The organism is Zestosphaera sp., assembly GCA_038727705.1.
Lineage (GTDB): Archaea > Thermoproteota > Thermoprotei_A > Sulfolobales > NBVN01 > Zestomicrobium.
Map to the genome: position 1 here is coordinate 609,802 of JAVYVJ010000001.1, position 20,696 is coordinate 630,497.

Genomic DNA, 20,696 nt, shown 5'->3' on the forward strand with positions numbered 1-20,696 from the left:
GCCTAAATAAAAGATGCTGAATCACTGATGTAAGTGACCTCCGTCAAGCGGTGGACGCGTTGAAAAACTATGCCGTAGTGCTTGGGTATTGGTCCAGCGTAAAATATAGTGTTCACGTGATCCTTGGGGCGGCTGAGTCTCACGGTCTGGTTGATGAAGTTGATTTCTACTTAGTTGATCTGGAGAATGTGCTTCAGACAGTTAGCGAGTTGAAGGATAGGTACTCAAAAGTCTTTTACATGCAGACCCTACTGACTACTGAGTTGCCATCTATTTACAGGAGACTTATTCACGTAAACGAGAAGTTGAAGATGCTGGGAATCGCGAGTGTTGGTGGAGGCCCCCACGCGACTGGAGATCCCTTTGGTACGGTGTTATCTCTAGGGTTTAGCTACGCGTTCGTAGGTGAAGTGGAGGAAGTATTACCGCAGGTGGTTGAGTTAGGATTTGGGAAATTAGACCCGTCCGCAGTCCCTGGATTATTCTACATTAATTCCGACAGGTTCTTCCTCAACGGAAGAGGGTTTGTTAAGGACATCAACAAATACCCGCCTTTCTCACCTTCGTTAGGATTGTTCAACCCAATAGAGCTGTCAAGAGGCTGCTTCCATTCATGTAGGTATTGTCAAGTCAGTTACATTCATTCAACTAAAGTCAGGCACAGGAGTGTAGACGATGTTTTGAGGTGGTGTGGCTTACTCCTTGACAGGGGGATTAGGGACCTTAGATTCATATCCCCCGACGCCCTCTCATATGGATGCAACGCCCCATCTAGAATAAGTGGTGATGTCTTCAACCTAGTTGAGAGGCTAAGTCTCCTGAAGAAGAGGGGTGGTAGGATATACTTCGGGACTTTTCCCTCGGAGATGAGGCCTGAGCATATTGACGAGGAGGTGGCTAGATTCCTGAAAAGTCATGTGAGTAATGAAAGGGTCAACATAGGTGCTCAATCAGGCTCAGACGAGTCGCTGGTGAAAATCAATAGAGGCCACACCTCAGAGGACGTAGTAAGGGCTGTTGATGATCTCGTCAAGACGGGTTTTTCAGTGGATGTCGACTATATTCTAGGACTGCCTGATGAAACGCCTGAGGATCTCCGTTTAACCTTAGCTCATATGAAGGAGGTGGTTAAGAAGGGCGGAAGGATTCGTATTCATTATTTCATACCGTTACCAGGCACTCCTTACGCGTTGCGAAACCCCTCTGAGGTTCCTTCATGGGTTAAGAATGAAGTGTTAAAACTTGTGGGCTCTGGTAGGGCATATGGGAGCTGGTTGAACCAAGAGAGGGTGGCGAGGGAGGTGCTCAGGTTAAGAGATGAGGGTGTAATTCTCGCAACCTCTTTAAGAGCTCGTGACGCTCTTTCAAGAGCCTCTGAAAGGGCTTTGTCCTGAAGCTCCACCTCAGCTTAAAGATCCATGCGGGGATTGAGTAGCTGGGCATCGGCTTAATCAAACCCCTACGTATAGCCTCTAACACTTCCTCGGGATTCGGATCGTTAGTTTCAATGATGTTCTTCGAAACTCCCACACCCTCTAGGGTGTGTGCGTCCGAGTTTGAGAGAAGAGGTCTCCCCATGTTCTTGAGGTAGAGGAATGACATCAGATTACTCATCGGATCCGACGAAGAGTTGAATAATTCAAAACCATCCCACAGAAAGTCGTATTTTATTCTAAGTCCGATGCCTAGTCTTAGTACGTCAAAAGGGTGCGCTGGTATCAACAGACAGGAGTTTCTCTGGGCTTCATCACGAAGCTCTATGGGATCCCTAACTATCTTGATAGGCTCTCGACACAGAATCAATACATCACCCCAATATGTCCTGATCTCGGCCCCACAGACCACTACAACCTTCCTTAAATCCTTGGCAGTCCTGGACGCTAGGATAGAACCTAGGAACGAGTTGTGGTCCGTCACAGATATTACATTAAGACCTTTCCTTAGAGAATACCTAACTATACTGGTCGGAGAGGGCTCACCGTCGCTTACGTATGAGTGAATGTGAAAATCGGCATGAAGGCCCATTACCTAACTACCTTCACCCTCGGCGTGGATGCTCTTCAAGCGTTGATGACCCTTGTACCACGACACTAAAAAGTGGTATGCCCTAGCAGCTTCTTCAGGAGTCTTAAAAGTGGGTATTCCTGCCTTCAGCTCCATCATCTTTAAATTATCAGCAGTGTAAGCCCCACCCGGGGCTACGAATATCATGGGCTTACCGTACTCCACTAGCAGCCTCTTCATACTCATGATAAAGTCCGCAGGTCTGAAGGCGGGCGATTGCATAATGCCTATCACAATCACTAGGTCAGTGTTCTCATCCCTCAACACAGCCTCAACAGCCGCCTCATACCTTTCAGGCGGCGCATCACCCAGTATATCCACAGGGTTCCCCACCGAGGCTGCAGGCGGTAGCCTACTTCTCAAATACTCCTTAGTTTCCTTGGAGAGTTCACTGAGGGTCAGCCCTAGAAGCTCAACAGCATCTGTAGTCAGAACGCCCGCCCCTCCACCGTTCGTGACTACAGTCACCCTGTCACCACGCGGCATAGGCAACCAGCTGAGCGTCTTAGCAGCTAGTATAAAGTCGTTTAGCTCGTTGACCACCAGGGCTCCGCTCTGCTTTAACGCGGATTCGTAGACCTGATAAGAGCCGGCTAAAGACCCTGTGTGCGATGCCACTGCCTTCATGCCCCTCTCAGATTTACCTGCCTTCAACACTATGACGGGTTTCCCTGCCATCGTAGCCTTCCTTATAGCCTTAACCAGACTCCTCCCATCCTCAACGCCCTCAAGATACATCATTATCACTTTGGTGTAGGGATCCTCAATCAAGTGCTCCAGTAGTTCCCATTCCTTCACGTCAGCGGCGTTTCCATAACTAACGAACTTACTCATCCCTATATTAGACTCAGCAAGCCAGTCAAGTATTGACGCACCAAGAGCTCCAGACTGGGAAAGAAAAGCGACATTGCCTGGCGGCGGCATCTTCTGTCTGTCCGGCGGATTAAATATGGTGTTGAGGTGTGAGTAGGCGTCATAAATACCTAAACAATTAGGACCTATTACCCTCATTCCATGTCTCCTTGCAGTCTCCACTAGATCTCTCTCCAACTTCTCACCCTCAGAACCCGTCTCTTTAAACCCGGCGCTTATGACTACCGCTGACTTAGCCCCCCTTTCCCCACATTCGTTGAGCACTTGAGGAACTACCTTCGCAGGAACGGCGACCACCACTAAATCAGGGGTCTCTGGCAATTCTCTGCAAGACTTGTAGGCCTTCAGACCGAAGATCTCATCGTATTTAACGTTCACAGGAAGTATTAAGCCTTTGAACTTCTCGATTAAGTTTGTTATTATAGCCCTCCCAATAGTGCCCTCCACAGGGGAAGCCCCCACCACCGCAACACTCCTAGGTTTAAAGAAGAAATCGAACTCCTTCTTACTGTTTACCATCATCCATCACCACACACATAGAGCTACTAATAAAAGATATAAAAACATTTTGACCTAGATTAAGATTCTCTACACAGTGCTAGCCCAATAACTCTGCCAGCGTTCTAGCTAAGATAGTCCTAGACGCTATAACTGGTTTCTTGACAATGTCTCGAACCAAATTCTTATGCTCTACAGTATAGCCTATGCAATCCATGACTACCAACGTCACGCCCTCTAAGCGCAGTCTTTCAGCCACTTTAACGAAATCTTCCTGCGTGGACTTGTAGGGTGATGCGGGATGGACTATTACATCATCAAAGAATTCACGCCACTTACTCTCCGCGTAGCCTACTTGACTCTGGTCTGGTATTAGCACGCCCACCTTACCTCGAAGCCCCAGGCTTGAAGCCAAGCCTTTCAAAACTTTCTCAGGGTAGATTACCGGTACTTTCGAAGTGAACTCAGGAAACTCTCCTGTGCACAGAATAGCTATCAGATCAACTCTCACTGAGTTTAGATAATCCACTTTCTTTTGCATCAGAGGTATGATTTTACTTTTTGAGATCTTGACCTCAGTCCCTGTACGTAATCTGCTCACGTATACTACATCCTCAGGCGCTGGAGATAATCTATCCTTAATGTATTCTTCATCGTAGTCATCGAGAGCTCCCGCTTCAATGATCTCGATATACTCGGGCATCAGTTTACTTAGATCCTTGAGAACATCTACTCTAGGTGATTGACCTATTGTCAGAAGACCAACTCGCATTAAACACCCCCATATTATATGGCTTACAATTAAAAACTCTTCGCCTCATTGAATAGTGCTTCAGTAATTCATTTAAGTCAGCGAGTTACTGCTTATTAAGCTTCTTAGCTAGTTCAGCAAGCCTAGGCTCTACATACCTCCCCTTATCCAGTATCTGCACGTTATCCAACCACACTGAGGAGTTTAGGCATATTCCATCTGTATGTGATGGGGCCTCAATGGGGGTGGATCCCGTAAGCCTACGGCTTACGTAGCCTATCCCCCACTCGGTAGCACCCCAAACCCGCTCATCCTCAAGGATATTCCCCGTTAATTTAGCGCCAGGGTTAATGCCGAAACTCAGGTGCGCTAGCCTAAGCATTTGAGGGTGGTTGAACCCCCTAAGCCACTTATCGAACGCTATCGCGTCCTCACCACCCTCAACCCTCACTATCTCGCCGTTCTTGATGTGCAGTTTGATAGGCTCTTTAATCAGTCCTAACGGTGGGTAGACAGATCCATCGAAAACTATCACACCATTAATGCTATCAAATATTGGTGCAACGCTTATCTGACCCGGCAACATATGTGAACCCGGCGTGAACGCCTCGCCCTTATTATTTAGCACTGAACCGGTGAGGCTTCTCTCAAACTCGACGTTGGTTCCGGTTGGGGTTGTAATTCTAATGTATCTAGTCTTTCTTAGCATGTCAGCCAGTATATCCTGGAAGTGCCTGAGCACCTGCAGATCAACGCGTTCGATAACTCTGACCATCATGTCGACATCCATGCCGACTAGACATAAATGCCTTAACCTCCTATTCTGTGACATGGCGTTCTCGTAGGTTGTTGAGTACAGAAGCCACTTATAGTTAAACTCAACCCACACGTCGGCATTGGCCAGCAGGGCTGAAAGCGCTTCCACCGGTATAACAGGGTCCGTGAGCTTCCCAACGCCGAAAGGCGAGGCTCTCATCCAGACTGTCAAGGGTTTGGCCCCAATATGGTATGCCGCACCAGCAGTCACGTTGATTACTCTCTCGTCAGACTCGGTGTCAGCGGTAATTACTATGGTTTCATCCGGCTTCAACCCTAGCAATTCGCTCACGAGCTTGTAAGCTGCACGATAAAGTTCCCACTCCATGTATTGAGGCACCAAGACCACCGATAAAAATTCTATGGTTCCTTATTTAAATTCATTGTAAGGGTGCACATGCACCCCTTTTACGATTGCGAAGGGTTTATCCATCACGAACCATCCCAGCAGTCATCACGAATATGAATATACATGCTTTAGGTAGTACCGCAACCGCCTCCATAAAGTCTAACTAGAGCTTCAGCCAAGATTATGGATGCTTTGAGAGGATCTACGACCGGGATTCCCACTACTTCCTCAAGTTCTTCCGCAAAACCAGCCATGGCCGTGCAACCCACGACCACCACCCTGCTGCCATTCTCCTTAGCTCTCATAGACTCTTCTGCAAGTAGCTTTAAAGCCGTGTTTTTATCCCTGTCAGCGTCGAGAACTCCGTATGGAATGCCTCTAACATCAACCACGTCCCTGAGACCAAGCTTCTCAACGTGTTCCTCCATCATCTCAAGCGTCTCTCTAATAGCCCCAACGGTTATCACAGTTATTGGTTCCCCTAGAAACCTAGCTAGATATAGGGACGCCTCCCCCGAGCCTATTACCACCTTATCCTTAATCATCTTCCTGAGCTCCCCAACCGCGGGGTCTAAGAAACAACTAATCACGACCGCATCATAATTCACTGCACCTACCCTCTCAACAGTCTCGATTATTAACGGTACTGCTTCATCGTGATCCCGTCGCGTCTCAAGCGAAAGAGGCCCCCGCGTAAGTGAAACAACCTCAATCACTGTGCCCGGAGATGCATACCTCTCGCAGACAGCCTTACGGCTTCTGTTCCTAACATCCGTCCCAACCGGGACGACTACAAGAATCTTTATCAAAATCAAACCCCCAACATAACTTGGGAGATGCAATATAAACTTATTTCTGTTAGCCCTGCATTCTGAGAGGCTAACCATTCTAAAACTTTAAAAACTCTATAATACTATAGTAGTGTGATGTATAATGAATACACTCCTTAAGTTAGGCATTAGTAGACTATATGTTGCTATAATAGCTTTTATAGTGGTTGTTGCCGCTGTTGCTACAGTCATATTCATAACCACACCCACACCGACGCCTACATCAACGCCTACTCCGACCCCGACGACGCCTAAGCCAACAACGCCAACGCCAACACCGACACCAACAACAACTCCGACAACCCCCAAGCCAACACCCACGCCCACACCAACAACAACGCCTGTAGGGGAGAGACTTCTAAGGTTCTCAAACGCTAATGTTCCCAACTTAGACCCTGCAGTTGGAAGCGATGAAGCTAGCGCTATTTACTTCATAAATGTCTATGACACATTAGTGTATCCGTTGCCTAACGGCACTATTATTCCTCACGCCGCCGAGAGATGGACTGTCTCCGCTGACGGACTTACATGGACGTTCTATATAAGGAAAGGGATTAAATTCCATGTAACCGGTAGGGAGCTGACTGCTCATGATGTCGAGTTCTCGTTGAGGAGACTCTTTACTATAGGTCGAGGGTATGCATACCTGTTCACGCCTATCGTTGATATTAACAAGACCAAGGTGGTAGATAATTACACAATACAGATAACTTTGAAGTCTACTTTCGGTCCGTTCCTTCAAATACTGGTCCGACTCTTCATACTTGATAGCGAGCTTGTAAAGCAGCACATAAAGACTCCAGGTCCATACGGTGCGTTAGGCGATTACGGCACTGAGTGGCTCGCAGAGGGTTCAGCCGATGCCGGTTCAGGAGCTTACATGCTTGCTGAATATAGGAGGGGGGAGTCGGTTGTACTGCGTAGAAATGTCAACTGGTGGGGTAAATTCGCCCCTAACGCCCCAGATAGGGTGATAATGTTAGGGACTACCGAACCTACTACAATACTAACTCTGATGAGTAAAAGGGAGCTCGAGATTACTGACACGTGGCAATCCATAGAGAACTACGAGGCCATGAGTAGAATTAAGGGAATTAATTTAACCACCATTCCAACATTGCGGGGATTCTACTTCATGTTAAACACACAGAAACCCCCATTGGATGATATACATGTGAGGAAAGCCATATCCCTCGCTTTCGACTATGAAGCCGCCATAGAGGGTATTAACCCCTATCAGAAGAGAGGTCTGGGTCCTGTTCCAAGCTCGTTGGCCGGATTCTGTCAACCACCTGAAATCCTAAAGAGGAACGTCCAAGCAGCTATAGAGGAATTGAAGAAGTCGAAGTACTGGGGTAGCCTAGATAAGTACCCTATTGATGTGTGGTGGGTTGCAGAGGTTCCGTGGGAGGAGAGAGCTGCTCTATTGTTTAAAGCAAACTTGGAAGAGATAGGACTTAAGGTAAATGTAATCAAGCAACCCTGGCTCTCCGTGATCCAGGGTCTGAGTACCCTAGAATCCTCCCCACACGCAGTGACCGTGATCAACAGCGCGGACTACGCTGAAGCAGGCGCGATGCTCATGAAGCGGTATCACAGTTCCTCTTACGGCAAGTACTATCAGAATGAGTGGCTCTTCATACCTGAACTCGATAAAATGATTGAAGACGCCATCTCCACAATAAATTTCAATGAGAGGTTATCTAAATACTGCAAGATACAGCATTACATATTCAATCTCTATCCGACCCTCTACGTGTACGACTATGTGGATCTCAGGGCTTACCAGGCCTATTACGTTGACTTCCCAGCCGCTAGGGGGGAGGTCGCCCCTCTTGTAGGATACCAGCTGGAGTGCAGGTGGATTCAAGTATATCCAGAGAAGAGAGCTGAGTTATTGGGGTAGTAACGCACTTTGGTGGAAAGCATAGGTGCCTGAAATGGCTGGTTTAAAGCCTTTTTTAAGGAAAGCATACAGGAATGTCTTTATTAGGAGGACAGTAAGATCTTTCCTCTCCCTGCTGGGGCTTTCTTTCCTGATATTCGTGCTTGCCAGAGTTCTACCAGGGGATCCCATTAGGGCTGCCCTCGGCCCCGACGTGCCTGAAGACGTTGCACAAAGATATCGGGAGATGCTGAATTTAGATAAACCGCTGTACCTTCAGTATTTCTACTGGCTCATGGATGTATTTCAGATGAAACTTGGCAGATCCTTAGTGACTATTAGAGACGTGAGTGCCGACATAGCCGACTTCTTCCCTGCTACACTAGAGTTGCTGATCGCCTCAGCCGTTTTCCGCATAATCGTAGCGTTCCCGTTAGGAGTCCTAAGCGGAAGGAAGCCTGGAGCAGCTATGGATAACATAATAAGAGTCATAGCCTACATAGGCATATGTATTCCCACCTTCGGATGGGCCATCATACTCCAACTGACTTTCGCCTACTGGCTCAACTGGCTTCCAGCAGTAGGGAGGATTTCTGAGGAGTTCATGAATATTCAGAGAATAACCGGACTAATGACAGTTGACACGTTGCTTAATGGTAACCTGCCGGCATTCGTGGACGCTTTAAAACACCTGCTGATACCCACTGTAGCACTCTCGATAGGCGGAGCCGTTCAGGAGGCCAGGATCCTCAGATCCGGCATGATCGAAAACATTAGTAAGGATTACGTGCTTAACATGAAGTCACACGGCATCCCTGAAAGAGTAATATACTTTAAGTACGTCCTCAAACCATCCATTATAGCGGTAGTTCCGACTATGGGTCTCGACATAGCCGCCACCGTCGGTAACGCATTTTTAGTGGAGTCAATATGCAACTGGCCAGGTATGTCAAGATACGGTATGATGGCGATGTTGAGGAAGGACCTGAACGCGATTGTGGGGGTGGTTCTAGTCATAGGCGTAGTCTACATAGTCATAAACACCATAACGGATCTAATACTTTACGCCATTGACCCACGGCTTAGGTTTAGGGAGCGTGAAGGATCGTGAGGAGTGAAGATTACGGAGCCCTAGCCCATAAGGAGAGAGAAGTTAAGATAGAGGGCATAAGAAGAGCTTGGTTCAGATTCTCCAGAAATAAGCTAGCGGTAGCAGGATTAGTTATGTTGACAGTTGTATTAGTGATGGCATTGCTGGCCGAATACGTGACGCCTTATCCAAGTCATGCGGGACTCTACATAAACTTCAAGGAGAAGTATCAACCTCCGAATCCTAATCACATACTTGGGACCGACATGTACGGCAGAGACGTATTTACTAGGGTGGTGTTCGGATTTAGGTATGCGCTCATGATGGTTGGCGTAGTACTCGGGATAGTGGTTCCCTCCGGAACCATCTTAGGGTTAATTGCAGGTTACTACAAAGGCACGCTAATAGATCACATAATAATGGGGGCTTCAGAAGTCTTTGTAGCAGTCCCACCCCTGGTTTTGGCGCTCGCAATATGTTCTGTGCTGGAGCCGAATGTTTTCAACGCATTGTTGGCTATAACACTTATGTGGTGGCCTTGGTACACGAGGATGGTCTACTCTATAACGTCCTCACTACGTAATGAGCCCTATATCTGGGCGGCTAAAGCAGTAGGGATTAGAACCGTACACATACTGTTTAGAGAGCTCCTGCCGAACATGTTAGGACCTATACTAACTAAAGCCACGCTTGACGCGAGCTGGGTGATAATCATAGGCGCTTCCATAAGCTTTGTAGGTTTGGGTGCTCAACCACCGACTCCAGACCTCGGGACTATGCTATCCGAGTACTGCCGCTATCTGCCCGGCTACTGGTGGATGACGTTAGGCCCCCTACTCGGAATAGTGGTCCTAGTTCTTTCATTCAACTTAATCGGCGATGGCTTCAGAGACGTCTTTGCAGGTGGGTGAATATGACTCTGCTTGAGGTAAGAAATCTTAACGTAAACTACAGAAGTTACTGGTATACGTACTACGTTTTAGACGATGTAGGCCTCAACGTGGCTCAGAGGGAGAAGATAGGTTTAATAGGGGAGTCCGGTAGCGGGAAAACCACCTTGTTGAAGTCAGTTCTGCAGATACTACCACCTCAAGGCCAGATCGTTAGCGGGAGGGTATTGTGGAAGGGGGTAGACCTCATCAGGGCCGACAAGAAGTACGTCCTGAGCGTTAGGAAGAAGGAGATAGGGATGATTTTCCAGGATCCTTTAGGGGCTCTCAATCCCGTCTTTAAGATAAAGGATCAGATGATTGACATACTTAAGCAGTCATACAGTGACCACAATGAGTCAGACTTAATAGGCATAGCTGATGAACTCCTTCGTAAAGTAATGCTTCCTGACACCGCAAGGGTTCTAGACTCATATCCTTTCCAGTTAAGCGGAGGGATGAGGCAGAGGGTAGTGATAGCGATGGCGTTAGCCTCCGCTAAGGATCTCCTATTGGCTGATGAACCAACCACCAATCTAGACGTGACCATACAAGATCAGATACTTAGACTCATAAATAAGTTGGTGGAGGAAAGAGGCTTGAGTATGGTGTTGGTCTCTCACGCGTTAGGTATGGTTGCTAAGATGACCCGCAGAGTCTACGTAATGTATGCAGGGAACATAATCGAGGAAGCCTTAACCCCTGAATTATTTAGGGAACCCCTGCATCCATACACCCGCATGTTAATTGACAGCACGCCGAGGCTTGCCAGCACGCAAATCGGTGAGGGGATAAAAGGCAACCCTCCCGATTATAGGTATCCACCATCAGGATGTAGATTCCACCCAAGATGCCCTCATATGATGGAGATATGTAAGAGTGTGAAGCCGTCCTACGTTAAAGTATCTCAACACAGGTACGTTGCGTGTCATATGTATCACGGTGAGTCCCCCGTGGACAGGGGTGTGAGGCAGTGACGACGCAAGACAAGGACATTGTGAAAACGTCTTTGGAGCATCTATTAGTAGTGAGAAACCTCAGAAAGTACTTCAGAACACCGAGGGGGTTAGTTAGGGCTGTGGATGAGGTGACTTTCACTATGGACGCCGGGGAGACCCTGGCGTTAGTCGGTGAGTCAGGCTCAGGTAAGACGACGATCGCGCATATAATAATGGGTTTCTACACCCCGACTGACGGTGTAGTAATGTATAAAGGCATTAACATAGGGATCCCCATCGAAAAGAGACCTCTTCGATTGAAAAAGGAAATACAGATAGTATTTCAAGATCCTGCAACCTCGCTCAATCCAAAAAAGACTGTGAAGGACATCCTCGAATCAGCGATAAGAGTGCATGAGAAGAGCTCAAGGCTTGAGAGATTTAGGAGGATTTTAGAGTTGATGAGTTATGTGGGATTAGCAGAAGAGCATCTATTTAAGCTACCCGGTGAGTTAGGTGGTGGTGAAAAGCAATTAATAGCTTTGGCGAGGGCATTGGCCGTTGATCCAGCATTCATAATACTTGATGAGCCCACCTCTGCTTTAGATGTCTCAGCGCAGTCTAAGGTGTTGAAGACTCTCTCGAGAATTCAAAGAGACCGCGGGGTTTCCTACTTGCTGATAACACATGATCTAGGCGTTGTCAGGAATATCTCGAAAAGAGTTATAGTAATGTATCTAGGTAAGATGTGTGAAGTCGCCAATACTGATGAGTTCTTCCGTAGACCTACACATCCTTACACACAAATGCTGCTTTCCTCAATACCTGTCATGACTGAGGAGGATGAGAGGATATTGCCTGCCAAGATCGAATCCCGGGGCGAGATACCTAGCGCCATCAATCCGCCACCAGGATGTAGATTCCACACGAGATGCCCATACGTGATGGATGTCTGTAAAAAGGAAGAGCCGCCTGCATTTAATGTTGGAGATGCAAAGCACTTAGTGAACTGTTGGCTTCACTCGCCAAACGCTCGCATATAAAATGTGCTAAAACAGCTACTACGGAGTGTTTAATTAGGTTCTGCATGCTAATGTGTTGTGGTGATGGATTATGTTGTCGGCGAGTTTTGGGAGCAGATTTCAAGTAGCCGATGCAGGGTGCTCGTGCCCAACTCAATCTCCTCGAAGCCAATTCACATCACTGCAGACCGAGCCCCTACTTCCGTTGAGGTGTTAGGGGGTTATGGGGAAGCGATACAGGGCACTGATACTTGACATTGACGACACCATGGTGAGGACAGGTATTGAGTGGAGTGTTGTAAGAAATAGGTTGAGGGAGATTCTAGGTTTCGAATTACCTCGTTACCCGATAGCTGAGTACTTAGTTCGACATGGTAGTGAGCTTCCTAAGGAGAAGATGGCGTTAGTCGAGGAAGTGGTTAAAGGGGAGGAACTGAGGTCAGCGTTAAGTGTTGAGAGTGATCCCCGGCTAATACATGTACTGAAAAAACTTAAAGATGCCGGCTACCTCATAGCGGTCGTCACGTTGAGAAGTAAAGAAACTGCTGAGCTAGTTCTAGATAGACTTGGCTGTCTTCAACACGTGGACCTCATCCTCACAAGAGACTCACACATATCACGTGCTGAGCAACTGAGAGAGGCTATCAAGTTGTTAGGGGTTGAAGCTAGGGAAGTGCTTTTCTTCGGAGACCATTTTACAGACCATGAAGCTGCTAACGAGCTTAACATCGACTACGTGTTAGTCCCCAAGAGGGGTGATGTCAAGGGAGTCCCGCAAGAACTACTCTCCTTCCTGAATAATTTAGTTTGACCTCAGCTTATCGTCATAGTAGATATCATCAACAGCACCTAGAGCCTCGCTATGATCATGAAGATTGTTGGTCTAGGAAAGCCGGTCTTCCCTCATATATAGGTCCTATTAGGAGGACGTCAACGTAATCGCCCTCGTCATAACCTTCAACATTCTCACTAACAGTCAATATTGCATTGCCCCTCAAAAGGGATGAGACGATGCCTGAGCCCGTCAACCTCAGGGGCTCTACGTTTAACTCTCCGCCCTCGCGGTAGACTACTACCCTAAAGAACGAGTTAAATCCAACTACATTAGCTATCCTCCTACGAACCCTAGCCCTTACTGAGGGCTGCGGGGGTCGCTCAGCGCCAACAAGGTGCCTGATGAGAGGCTTCACAAACACTTCAAGACCTACTAGAGCAGCTACCGGCAGGCCGGACAGCATGAACACAGGTTTACCACCAACTACATAAGCTCCCGCAGTTCTGCCAGGTCTTATGTTGACGCCGTGGAAGACCAGCTGCGCTCCCGGAATTCGTGAAATAGCGTCTGGAGTTAAGTCCGTGCCGCCGACTGAAGTCCCTCCAGTTGTTATTACTATGTCGCAGTCATCCAGCGATTTTGAGACGCTGTTAATTATCTCTGATGCGTCGTCAGTGATGACTCCCTTCAGCACCGGCTCACACCCTAGTTCCCTCAAGTATGCGTAGATCAGGGGGCCTGTCGAGTTAGGTATGGTGTAGCCAGTGCTGCGTGTTGGGTCTGCCACCAATTCATCGCCTATGCTTATTATGATTACCTTAGGCCTCTTGAATACTTTGACTTCCAAAACTCCTGCCTCTATCAGGGCTGCGATATGCCACGGCCTAATTACAGTGCCTCTTCTCACTATGAGGTCGCCTGACTTGAGATCCTCGCCTGTTCTGCTAACGTTTTTGTATTGATGCATAGGCTTCAGGACGTATATGTAGTCACCGTCCCTCATAGCCTCTTCGAAAGGCACTACTGCGTCGGATCCCCTTGGCATGGTAGCGCCAGTGAATATTACCACTGCTTCCCCAACACCCACTGTAGGCCGGGGGACGTCACCGGCTTTGACGTTGCCCACTATCTTGAGAGGTATTGGGTTACTGGGGGAGGCTCCGGAAGTATCTAAAGATCTGACAGCGTAGCCGTCGAGAGCCGCTCTGTCTACTGGGGGGTAGTCTCTCGGGCTGACTACATCCTCAGCAGCTATCCTTCCAGTAGCTTCAGTTACTGAGATAGCCTCAATGCCTATACGTATCTTAACGTGCTCTAAAAGCTTTGAGAGCACAACCTCATACTTCTCTAAACGCATGAACCCATCAAGTCTCCTACTCATCTCACGAGCCCTCCGTTATCGAGGCTTAAGCCGTTCTGACGACTTCCTCAGCCATTTTAAATTAATCAGTGTAATTTTAATAATCAGCAATGATAATAATGTGAGGTTGCTGTAGGAGTGGTCTGTGGTATAATAGGGGTCACGGCTAGTGAGGACTTCCTAACCAAACCTTTAGGTGAGATTATCAAGGAGGCTCTTAAGAAGCTTGAGTATAGGGGCTATGATTCGGTAGGCTTTGCTATAATGACGCGGGACAGAGTGCTTGAGGTAAGGAAGTCTAGGGGTATGATAGATGCTGTGGCGCAGAAGCTTAAGTTCGACTTATTCACAGGTATCGCAGGAATAGGTCATACTAGATGGGCTACACATGGAGCTCCCAGCGATGAGAACGCCCACCCTCATACGGACTGCAGCGGACGTATAGCTGTCGTGCATAACGGGATTATAGAGAACCATCGAGAGCTGAGGGAGTTCCTGACCACGCACGGACACAGGTTCCGTTCAGATACGGATACTGAAGTGTTGCCGCACTTGATTGAGTTCTTTAAAGGAAGTGGGCACAATCCATATGAGGCCTTTAAGAAGTCGGTGGGGTTGCTGAAGGGAGCGTACGCTGTTGTAGTCATGGATGTGGACGAGCCTGACAAGTTGTTCTTCGCTAGAAACACGTCACCGTTAATAATTGGTGTAGGGACTCAAGCTAACTTCATAGCCAGCGACGTTGTGGCCTTCATGAACTTCACTAAGAAAGTGATAGTGTTGCAGGACGGCGAGGTCGGCTACGTGACCCCTGACACCATATTGGTTGAGGAAATTAGGAATGAGAATGGAATCGTTGTCTGGAGACCCGTTAACGTGGAACCCAGAATTAGGACTATTGAATGGACTCCGGAGATGGCCACTAAAGGCGGCTATGAGCACTTCATGATCAAAGAAATCTACGAGCAACCTTATGCCCTGGCCTCAACACTCAGCGCTGCAAGTGAGTCTGTGGAGGGCCTGGCCAGGTTTCTCACCAGGTCTGAGAGAGTAATCCTTTTAGGGGCAGGAACCTCATATCATGCTGCACTGCTAGCAGCGTTGCTTTTAAGAAAGTACGCTGGTGTGTGGGCTGAGGCACTCGTATCCTCCGAAAGTCCATGGTGGATTAACAGATTAAGGGAAGGCGATGTGGTTATAGGAGTCAGTCAATCGGGTGAGACTATAGACACCCTCAAAGGAATTAGGGAAGCTAGGGCTAGGGGCGCCGTAACTGTGGCAGTAACCAATGTAGTGGGATCAACAATAGCCAGAGAATCCGACCTCACTGCATACATTAGAGCTGGGCCTGAGATAGGGGTCGCGGCCACAAAGACTTTCACCTCACAAGTAGCCCTCCTATCATACTTGGCCCTCAGGACCGGAGAACTCAGCGGATTCTTAAGCCCTTCGGACACATCACAAGCCTACAAATCTCTTCAAGAGGTCCCTAGAATCGCCTCATCTATTTTAGAGGAAGTCGGACATAAGGCGATTTGGTTGTCAAGTAGGATACATTCTAAGAGTAGTATGTATTATCTGGGTAGGGGATTGGGGTTACCGATAGCGATGGAGGGAGCTCTTAAACTAAAGGAGATTGCCTACGTGCATGCTGAGGCATACCCTGCCGGCGAGTCCAAACACGGGCCGATAGCCCTAATTGAGAATGATTTCCCAGTACTTTTTGTTGTATTGAACAAGGATGAGGGAGACCTCATAAAGAGCAACATAGAGGAGATGAGGGCAAGGGGCGCTCAAATAATTGTGGTTTCTCCTAGGAACGTTGAAGACGTGCTGGCATTAGCGGACATGAGCTTCAAGATGCCAGCGTTGCATGAGGTAGCGTCAGCAACTACTTACGTGATACCACTCCAGATATTGGCCTATCACACAGCCATTAGAAGGGGGCTGGATCCTGACAAGCCTAGGAACCTAGCTAAAACCGTCACTGTGTTTTAGAGGTTCCTTAAGGCGTCCTGGCACTGACCACATACTCAGCTAGCTCCTTCAGAAACTCCTCCGAGTGCGGAAAACCCAACGACCTCAGCTTCTGGGCAAGTATTTCGCCATTGGCGATATGTCCATGCATTATCAGTTCTCTAATAAATTCACATAACTCCCATGGGAAAACCACCCACTCAATAGTTTCATGCGAATAATAATCTGGTTTAATTATCGACCTGGGTTTGTAGTAAAGGACGGCGGTCTTAACGCTCTTAGCCCCTCTCAGCCTTGTCTGTTCCGTAACAACCTCTAATGTTCTTCCCGAATCTGCAACATCATCCACCACTAGCACACTCTTACCTTTAACATCCGCTGTAAGCGGCTGAGTGATTATAGGTCTCTCCGCTCTCTCCTCAATACCCTTATAGAATTTGACCTCGACAACCCCTATATCGCTTATCCCAAGCAGATCGCACAACACCCTCGCCACTATGTATCCCCCTCTAAGAATCCCTACCACCAAATCCGTTCTGAATCCATCTTCCAGGATTAGGGTGGCCAGCCTCAGGACGGCCATATGTATCTCCTCCCAACTAGGGATCAGGAATTTAGACATCACCTCATCTCCAAGACAAAAATAATGTCAGCCTTAAATCTTGCTTGAAGTCTTGAAATGTAGGGCTGTATAGGCATGAAGCTCTCGTTAAAGGAAGCATTAGATGATCTTAACGTAATAGCAATTGTCGGCGGATCCCCTGTTAAGGGCAAAATAGGCAATACTATACTTGAGAACATAGTTAAGTCCGGTTTCCAAGGTAAGATCTACGTCATCAATCCCAAATACTCTGAGGTATTAGGGTTTAAGTCTTACGGGAGTTTAAAAGAGCTCCCCGAAGCTCCTGATGCCGTAGTAGTCGCCATACCTGCGAGCATGGCTGTTCAGTTGGTGGGTGAAGCGGTAGAGGTTGGAGTTAAGCTGGCGGTAATCATTTCATCAGGGTTTAGCGAGGTTGGTAGATCTGACCTACAGGAGGCTCTTGAGGAAATCATTAGAGCCTCAGACATTCGCGTCATAGGTCCTAACTCAGCAGGAGTGTTTATCAGCAGGTATTCCTTACATGCGAGCATAGAGTTCCCTCCTACTAAAGGGAAGGTGGGGGTTGCTGCTCAGAGCGGTGCTGTAGGCGGAGTAGTCATTAGTGAATTGAAGAGGTACTCATCAGGCGCGTCCTTCTTCGTAAGTCTAGGCAACAGTCTTGACGTTTCCGTCGAGGAAGTCTTGGAATATAGTAGTGAAGATGAGGGTACGGAGGCCGTGATAACGTATTTGGAGTGGTTGCGTGATGGCAAACGCTTCATTGAAGGAGGTCTTAAGTTACTGAGGACCGGCAAGCCTCTGTGTATTCTTAAGGGGGGCGTCGATAAGCGAAGCTCGGAAGCCGCTAGATCGCATACAGGAGGTCTAACACCCAACTTCGAAGTATTTAAAGCCGCCGTTTCCAAAGTCGGCGGGTACCTAGCGACTGACATTCCCGACGCTGTGGAAGTATGTGAGCTCTCAAGACGCTGTAAGGACCTCAACCCGTCGAGAGTGTTAGTACTCACGAATTCTGGCGGTTTGGGGGTCCTTACAGCGTCTAACCTGGAGTTACAAGGCTTCGAACTACCTAGACCTCCACGTGATCTGACCAACATGCTGCGTGATTACAATCTTCAAGCCGAGCCGGTTAACCCTATAGATCTGGGAGGGGATACCTACATAGAGGAGCTAACCGATCTACTTCTGCTGGACATGCTGAAGGAATACTATGACGTAGTGGTGCTGGCCTATGTCCCTACTGCAGCGGAATCCCCTGACAAAATAGCTGGAACTATTAATAACAAGGCAAAAGATTTTAGCCTACCGGTCATAGGGTACTTCGCGGGCGAGGGTTCGGTAGATGTGATTACTAGAGTGTCCGGGGATATTCCTGTAGCCACTTCATCCTGGTTTTTAAGTAGAGCCTTAGCATTTATAAGGGAGTTTAACTCTAGGAGGAGGTTGGTTTGAGGAATTATAATCCCTTGAAGGCTCCTGAGGGCGTTAGAATAGCGTTAATGGGTAACGAGGCTATAGCTAGGGGTGTCGTCGAGTCAGGGACTTACGTAGTGACAGGCTATCCTGGCACGCCTTCAAGTGAAATCATAATGACCCTTCACGAGTATGGCTCTGGACTAGATATTTACGCTGAGTGGGCTGTCAACGAGAGAGTCGCGTTCGAGATCGCACTAGGGGCTTCTCTGGGAGGAGCTAGGTCGTTAGTGACTATGAAGGGTCCAGGGCTTAACGTGGCCTCAGACCCTGCTTTATCAGCGGCTTACTCCGGTGTCAACGGAGGCATGACTATCTTAGTTGCCGACGACCCAGGGCCTATGACCACCCAGACTGAGCAAGATAGCAGGTGGTACGCTAAGCTATCTAAGCTACCTATGGTGTCTCCCTCCTCACCTCAGGAAGCAAAGGATTTCATGGTCGTATCCCAGAGATTAAGTGAGGCACTGCAGTTGCCTGTTATACTTAGAACCACTACCAGGGTGAATCATACAGTAGGTGAAGTGATCACAGGAGGTACGGAACTCCCTAGGGGATTTCAGGGGTTCAGAGCTGACCCGCCCAGATATGTTAGGGCTGGCATGTCTTGGAATCTTGAGAGACACAAGTGGCTTAATAATCAACTTAGACTAGTTGAAGGCCTTGTTAAGCAATATGGTCTAAACAGAGTTGTTGAAGGTGGTAACAAATGCATCGTTACTGAAGGTGTGAGCTACAACTACGTCATGGAGGTTCTGAGCAGGTACCGCCCTACCGGCAATAACGTTAAGGTGATCAAAGTCGACCTTCTGTGGCCCATCCCAAGAGAATTCCTGCTTAACTCGCTAAGTGATTGTGAGGAGGTATTGGTCGTTGAGGAGCTTGATCCATATCTAGAGGAGTCCGTTAAAGCTTTGCTTAACGAACAGAAAATCAGGGTTAACGTATACGGTAAGTCGAACGGGTTTCTTCCATTAGAAGGCGAGCTCAGCGCGCTTCTCGTTGCTAAAACCCTCTCTAAACTACTGGGGTTCGGAGTGCTGAGCGCGGAGCCTAGGCTGAAGAGTTTAGAAGTCCCATCGCGTCCACCACCCATGTGTCCTGGATGTCCCCACAGAAATTCCTACATAGCCATACTCTTCGGTATAGCCAAGGCTGGATACAGGCGTGAGGATATACCCATATTCGGTGATATAGGATGTTATGCGTTAAGTGTTAACCCACCGCTCAATGCTATATGGGTAGAGCACAGTATGGGGGCCAGCATCTCTATGGCTATAGGCTTTAAGATAAGTGGTTATAACAGACCTGTGATAGCTACGATAGGTGACTCCACATTCTTTCATGCAGGCTTACAACCGTTGATTGAAGCAGTTAATAAAAGGGTTGACCTTTTAGTTGTGGTGCTTGATAACTCGGTAGTGGCTATGACAGGCCATCAGTCAACGCCAGCATGGGAAACTACTGAGTCAGGTAGAAACGTAAAGCCCGTGGATATAGTTGAGATTGTACGGTCTGTGGGGGTTGAGAATTTAGCGGTAGTGGATCCCTTCAACCTAGATGAGATGACGACTAAAGTGAGTGAGTTCTTGAAGAAACCGGGCGTCAACGTCTTGATAGCCAGAGCCCCCTGCGCAATCCTTAAGGTTCGAAGAGAGGGCGTGAAGAGAAGGTATAAAGTCTTAAGTGACAAATGCACTAAATGTTTAGCTTGTGTAAGAGTTACTGGATGTCCCGCCCTATATGTGAGTGACGAGAAGGTCGCTGTGTCAACTGAAGACTGTGTCGGGTGCGGCCTCTGTGTCAGGTACTGTCCGTACAAAGCTATAGTTGAGGTGGAGGCAACGTGAGTGAATCCAAGATAGTGAATATTCTGATATCCTCAGTAGGAGGCCAGGGAGGTTTAACACTGTCTAGGGTCATAGCGGTAGCGTCCGTCCTTTCAGGCTATTCTGTAAGGACCGGCGAGACGTTGGGTATGGCTCAGAGATTTGGTAGTGTGCTGAGCTACGTTAGGGTAGGCATTGATGGGATTGTCTACTCTCCCCTCTTCGATGAGGGAGAAGCGCACTATATGGTGTGTATGGAGGTTATTGAATGCGCAAGGGCGCTGAAATATCTAGGAAGGGATGGTGTTTTGATAGTTGACGACGTGGTGAAACCCCCTACCTCAATGAGTCTCGTAGGCAGCGGTTCAGAGATTAAGAGTGTCCTGCTCAAGCAGATTAGCAGTACCATAGACTCTGCAAGGTTCTTTTTAGTTCCAGCCAAACGCATTGCAATAGAACTTGGCTCTTCAAGAGCGGCCAACATGGTTCTACTGGGAGTTTTAAACGGCATATCAAAGTTATTCAGTGAAAGTGCAGTTACTGAAGCCGTCTCAAGCCTTTTCAGCAATAGCACGAGAGAACCCTCGCTACTCGCATACCGGAGAGGCGTGGACTACATTAAACACTTATGAG

At 47.9% G+C, this 20,696-nt stretch carries 18 protein-coding genes; 11 read left to right on the plus strand and 7 right to left on the minus strand.

What is annotated here, in order from left to right; genetic code table 11:
* Positions 1-50: 50 nt before the first annotated feature.
* Complete coding sequence (locus QW772_03375) at positions 51-1,394, plus strand: TIGR04013 family B12-binding domain/radical SAM domain-containing protein (GenBank protein MEM0037944.1); 1,344 nt, start codon at positions 51-53, stop codon at positions 1,392-1,394.
* On the opposite strand, the gene QW772_03380 is transcribed toward QW772_03375, so the two are convergent.
* The 5 genes from QW772_03380 to QW772_03400 all read right to left on the minus strand — a co-directional run bounded on the left by QW772_03380 (position 1,306) and on the right by QW772_03400 (position 6,238).
* The gene (locus tag QW772_03380; protein ID MEM0037945.1) at positions 1,306-2,025 is read right to left on the minus strand and encodes a PHP domain-containing protein; all 720 of its coding nucleotides are present in this window, start codon (positions 2,023-2,025) and stop codon (positions 1,306-1,308) included. The two genes, QW772_03375 and QW772_03380, sit on opposite strands and share 89 nt — an antisense overlap.
* Positions 2,026-2,028: 3 nt before the next feature.
* The gene (locus QW772_03385; protein MEM0037946.1) at positions 2,029-3,459 is read right to left on the minus strand and encodes a CoA-binding protein; all 1,431 of its coding nucleotides are present in this window, start codon (positions 3,457-3,459) and stop codon (positions 2,029-2,031) included.
* A gap of 76 nt (positions 3,460-3,535) precedes the next feature.
* Positions 3,536-4,207, minus strand: a complete 672-nt coding sequence (locus QW772_03390) for an AroM family protein (GenBank protein MEM0037947.1) — start codon at positions 4,205-4,207, stop codon at positions 3,536-3,538.
* Positions 4,208-4,292: 85 nt separating this feature from the next.
* Positions 4,293-5,351, minus strand: coding sequence for a hypothetical protein (locus QW772_03395; GenBank protein ID MEM0037948.1), 1,059 nt, complete (start codon positions 5,349-5,351; stop codon positions 4,293-4,295).
* A gap of 128 nt (positions 5,352-5,479) precedes the next feature.
* Positions 5,480-6,238 carry an aspartate/glutamate racemase family protein gene (locus QW772_03400; GenBank protein ID MEM0037949.1) on the minus strand — a complete coding sequence of 253 codons (759 nt, stop codon included), beginning with the start codon at positions 6,236-6,238 and terminating at the stop codon, positions 5,480-5,482.
* 46 nt (positions 6,239-6,284) lie between these two features.
* On the opposite strand from QW772_03400, the gene QW772_03405 reads away from it, so the two are divergent.
* The 6 genes from QW772_03405 (at position 6,285) to QW772_03430 (ending at position 12,856) form a co-directional block, all read left to right on the plus strand.
* Entirely contained in the window at positions 6,285-8,087 is a 1,803-nt protein-coding gene (locus QW772_03405) for an ABC transporter substrate-binding protein (GenBank protein MEM0037950.1), read from the plus strand.
* Between the two features lie 34 nt (positions 8,088-8,121).
* Positions 8,122-9,177, plus strand: a complete 1,056-nt coding sequence (locus QW772_03410) for an ABC transporter permease (GenBank protein MEM0037951.1) — start codon at positions 8,122-8,124, stop codon at positions 9,175-9,177.
* On the plus strand, positions 9,174-10,067 hold the full coding sequence (locus QW772_03415) for an ABC transporter permease (GenBank protein ID MEM0037952.1): 894 nt from the start codon (positions 9,174-9,176) through the stop codon (positions 10,065-10,067). Before QW772_03410 ends, QW772_03415 begins: the two co-directional genes overlap by 4 nt.
* A 2-nt stretch (positions 10,068-10,069) precedes the next feature.
* On the plus strand, positions 10,070-11,062 hold the full coding sequence (locus QW772_03420) for an ABC transporter ATP-binding protein (protein ID MEM0037953.1): 993 nt from the start codon (positions 10,070-10,072) through the stop codon (positions 11,060-11,062).
* Positions 11,059-12,066 (plus strand): ABC transporter ATP-binding protein, encoded by a 1,008-nt coding sequence (locus QW772_03425; protein MEM0037954.1) that lies wholly within the window; start codon positions 11,059-11,061, stop codon positions 12,064-12,066. Before QW772_03420 ends, QW772_03425 begins: the two co-directional genes overlap by 4 nt.
* 202 nt (positions 12,067-12,268) lie before the next feature.
* Positions 12,269-12,856, plus strand: a complete 588-nt coding sequence (locus QW772_03430) for an HAD hydrolase-like protein (protein ID MEM0037955.1) — start codon at positions 12,269-12,271, stop codon at positions 12,854-12,856.
* Positions 12,857-12,911: 55 nt separating this feature from the next.
* Here the strand turns inward: QW772_03430 and QW772_03435 are convergent, their stop codons facing one another.
* On the minus strand, positions 12,912-14,201 hold the full coding sequence (locus QW772_03435; GenBank protein MEM0037956.1) for a molybdopterin molybdotransferase MoeA: 1,290 nt from the start codon (positions 14,199-14,201) through the stop codon (positions 12,912-12,914).
* Between the two features lie 117 nt (positions 14,202-14,318).
* On the opposite strand from QW772_03435, the gene glmS reads away from it, so the two are divergent.
* Positions 14,319-16,178 carry a glutamine--fructose-6-phosphate transaminase (isomerizing) gene (gene glmS / locus QW772_03440; protein ID MEM0037957.1) on the plus strand — a complete coding sequence of 620 codons (1,860 nt, stop codon included), beginning with the start codon at positions 14,319-14,321 and terminating at the stop codon, positions 16,176-16,178.
* 7 nt (positions 16,179-16,185) lie between these two features.
* On the opposite strand, the gene QW772_03445 is transcribed toward glmS, so the two are convergent.
* A complete protein-coding gene (locus QW772_03445) occupies positions 16,186-16,779 on the minus strand; it encodes a phosphoribosyltransferase (GenBank protein ID MEM0037958.1) in 594 nt (197 codons plus the stop codon).
* 75 nt (positions 16,780-16,854) lie between these two features.
* Between QW772_03445 and QW772_03450 the strand changes: the two genes are divergently transcribed.
* From QW772_03450 to QW772_03460, 3 genes are read left to right on the plus strand one after another with little or no spacing between them, the layout of a single operon-like run.
* Entirely contained in the window at positions 16,855-18,213 is a 1,359-nt protein-coding gene (locus QW772_03450; GenBank protein ID MEM0037959.1) for a CoA-binding protein, read from the plus strand.
* A complete protein-coding gene (locus tag QW772_03455; protein MEM0037960.1) occupies positions 18,210-20,084 on the plus strand; it encodes an indolepyruvate ferredoxin oxidoreductase subunit alpha in 1,875 nt (624 codons plus the stop codon). Before QW772_03450 ends, QW772_03455 begins: the two co-directional genes overlap by 4 nt.
* A complete protein-coding gene (locus tag QW772_03460; protein ID MEM0037961.1) occupies positions 20,081-20,695 on the plus strand; it encodes a 2-oxoacid:acceptor oxidoreductase family protein in 615 nt (204 codons plus the stop codon). The genes QW772_03455 and QW772_03460 overlap by 4 nt, the downstream gene beginning before the upstream one ends.
* Position 20,696: the final 1 nt, after the last annotated feature.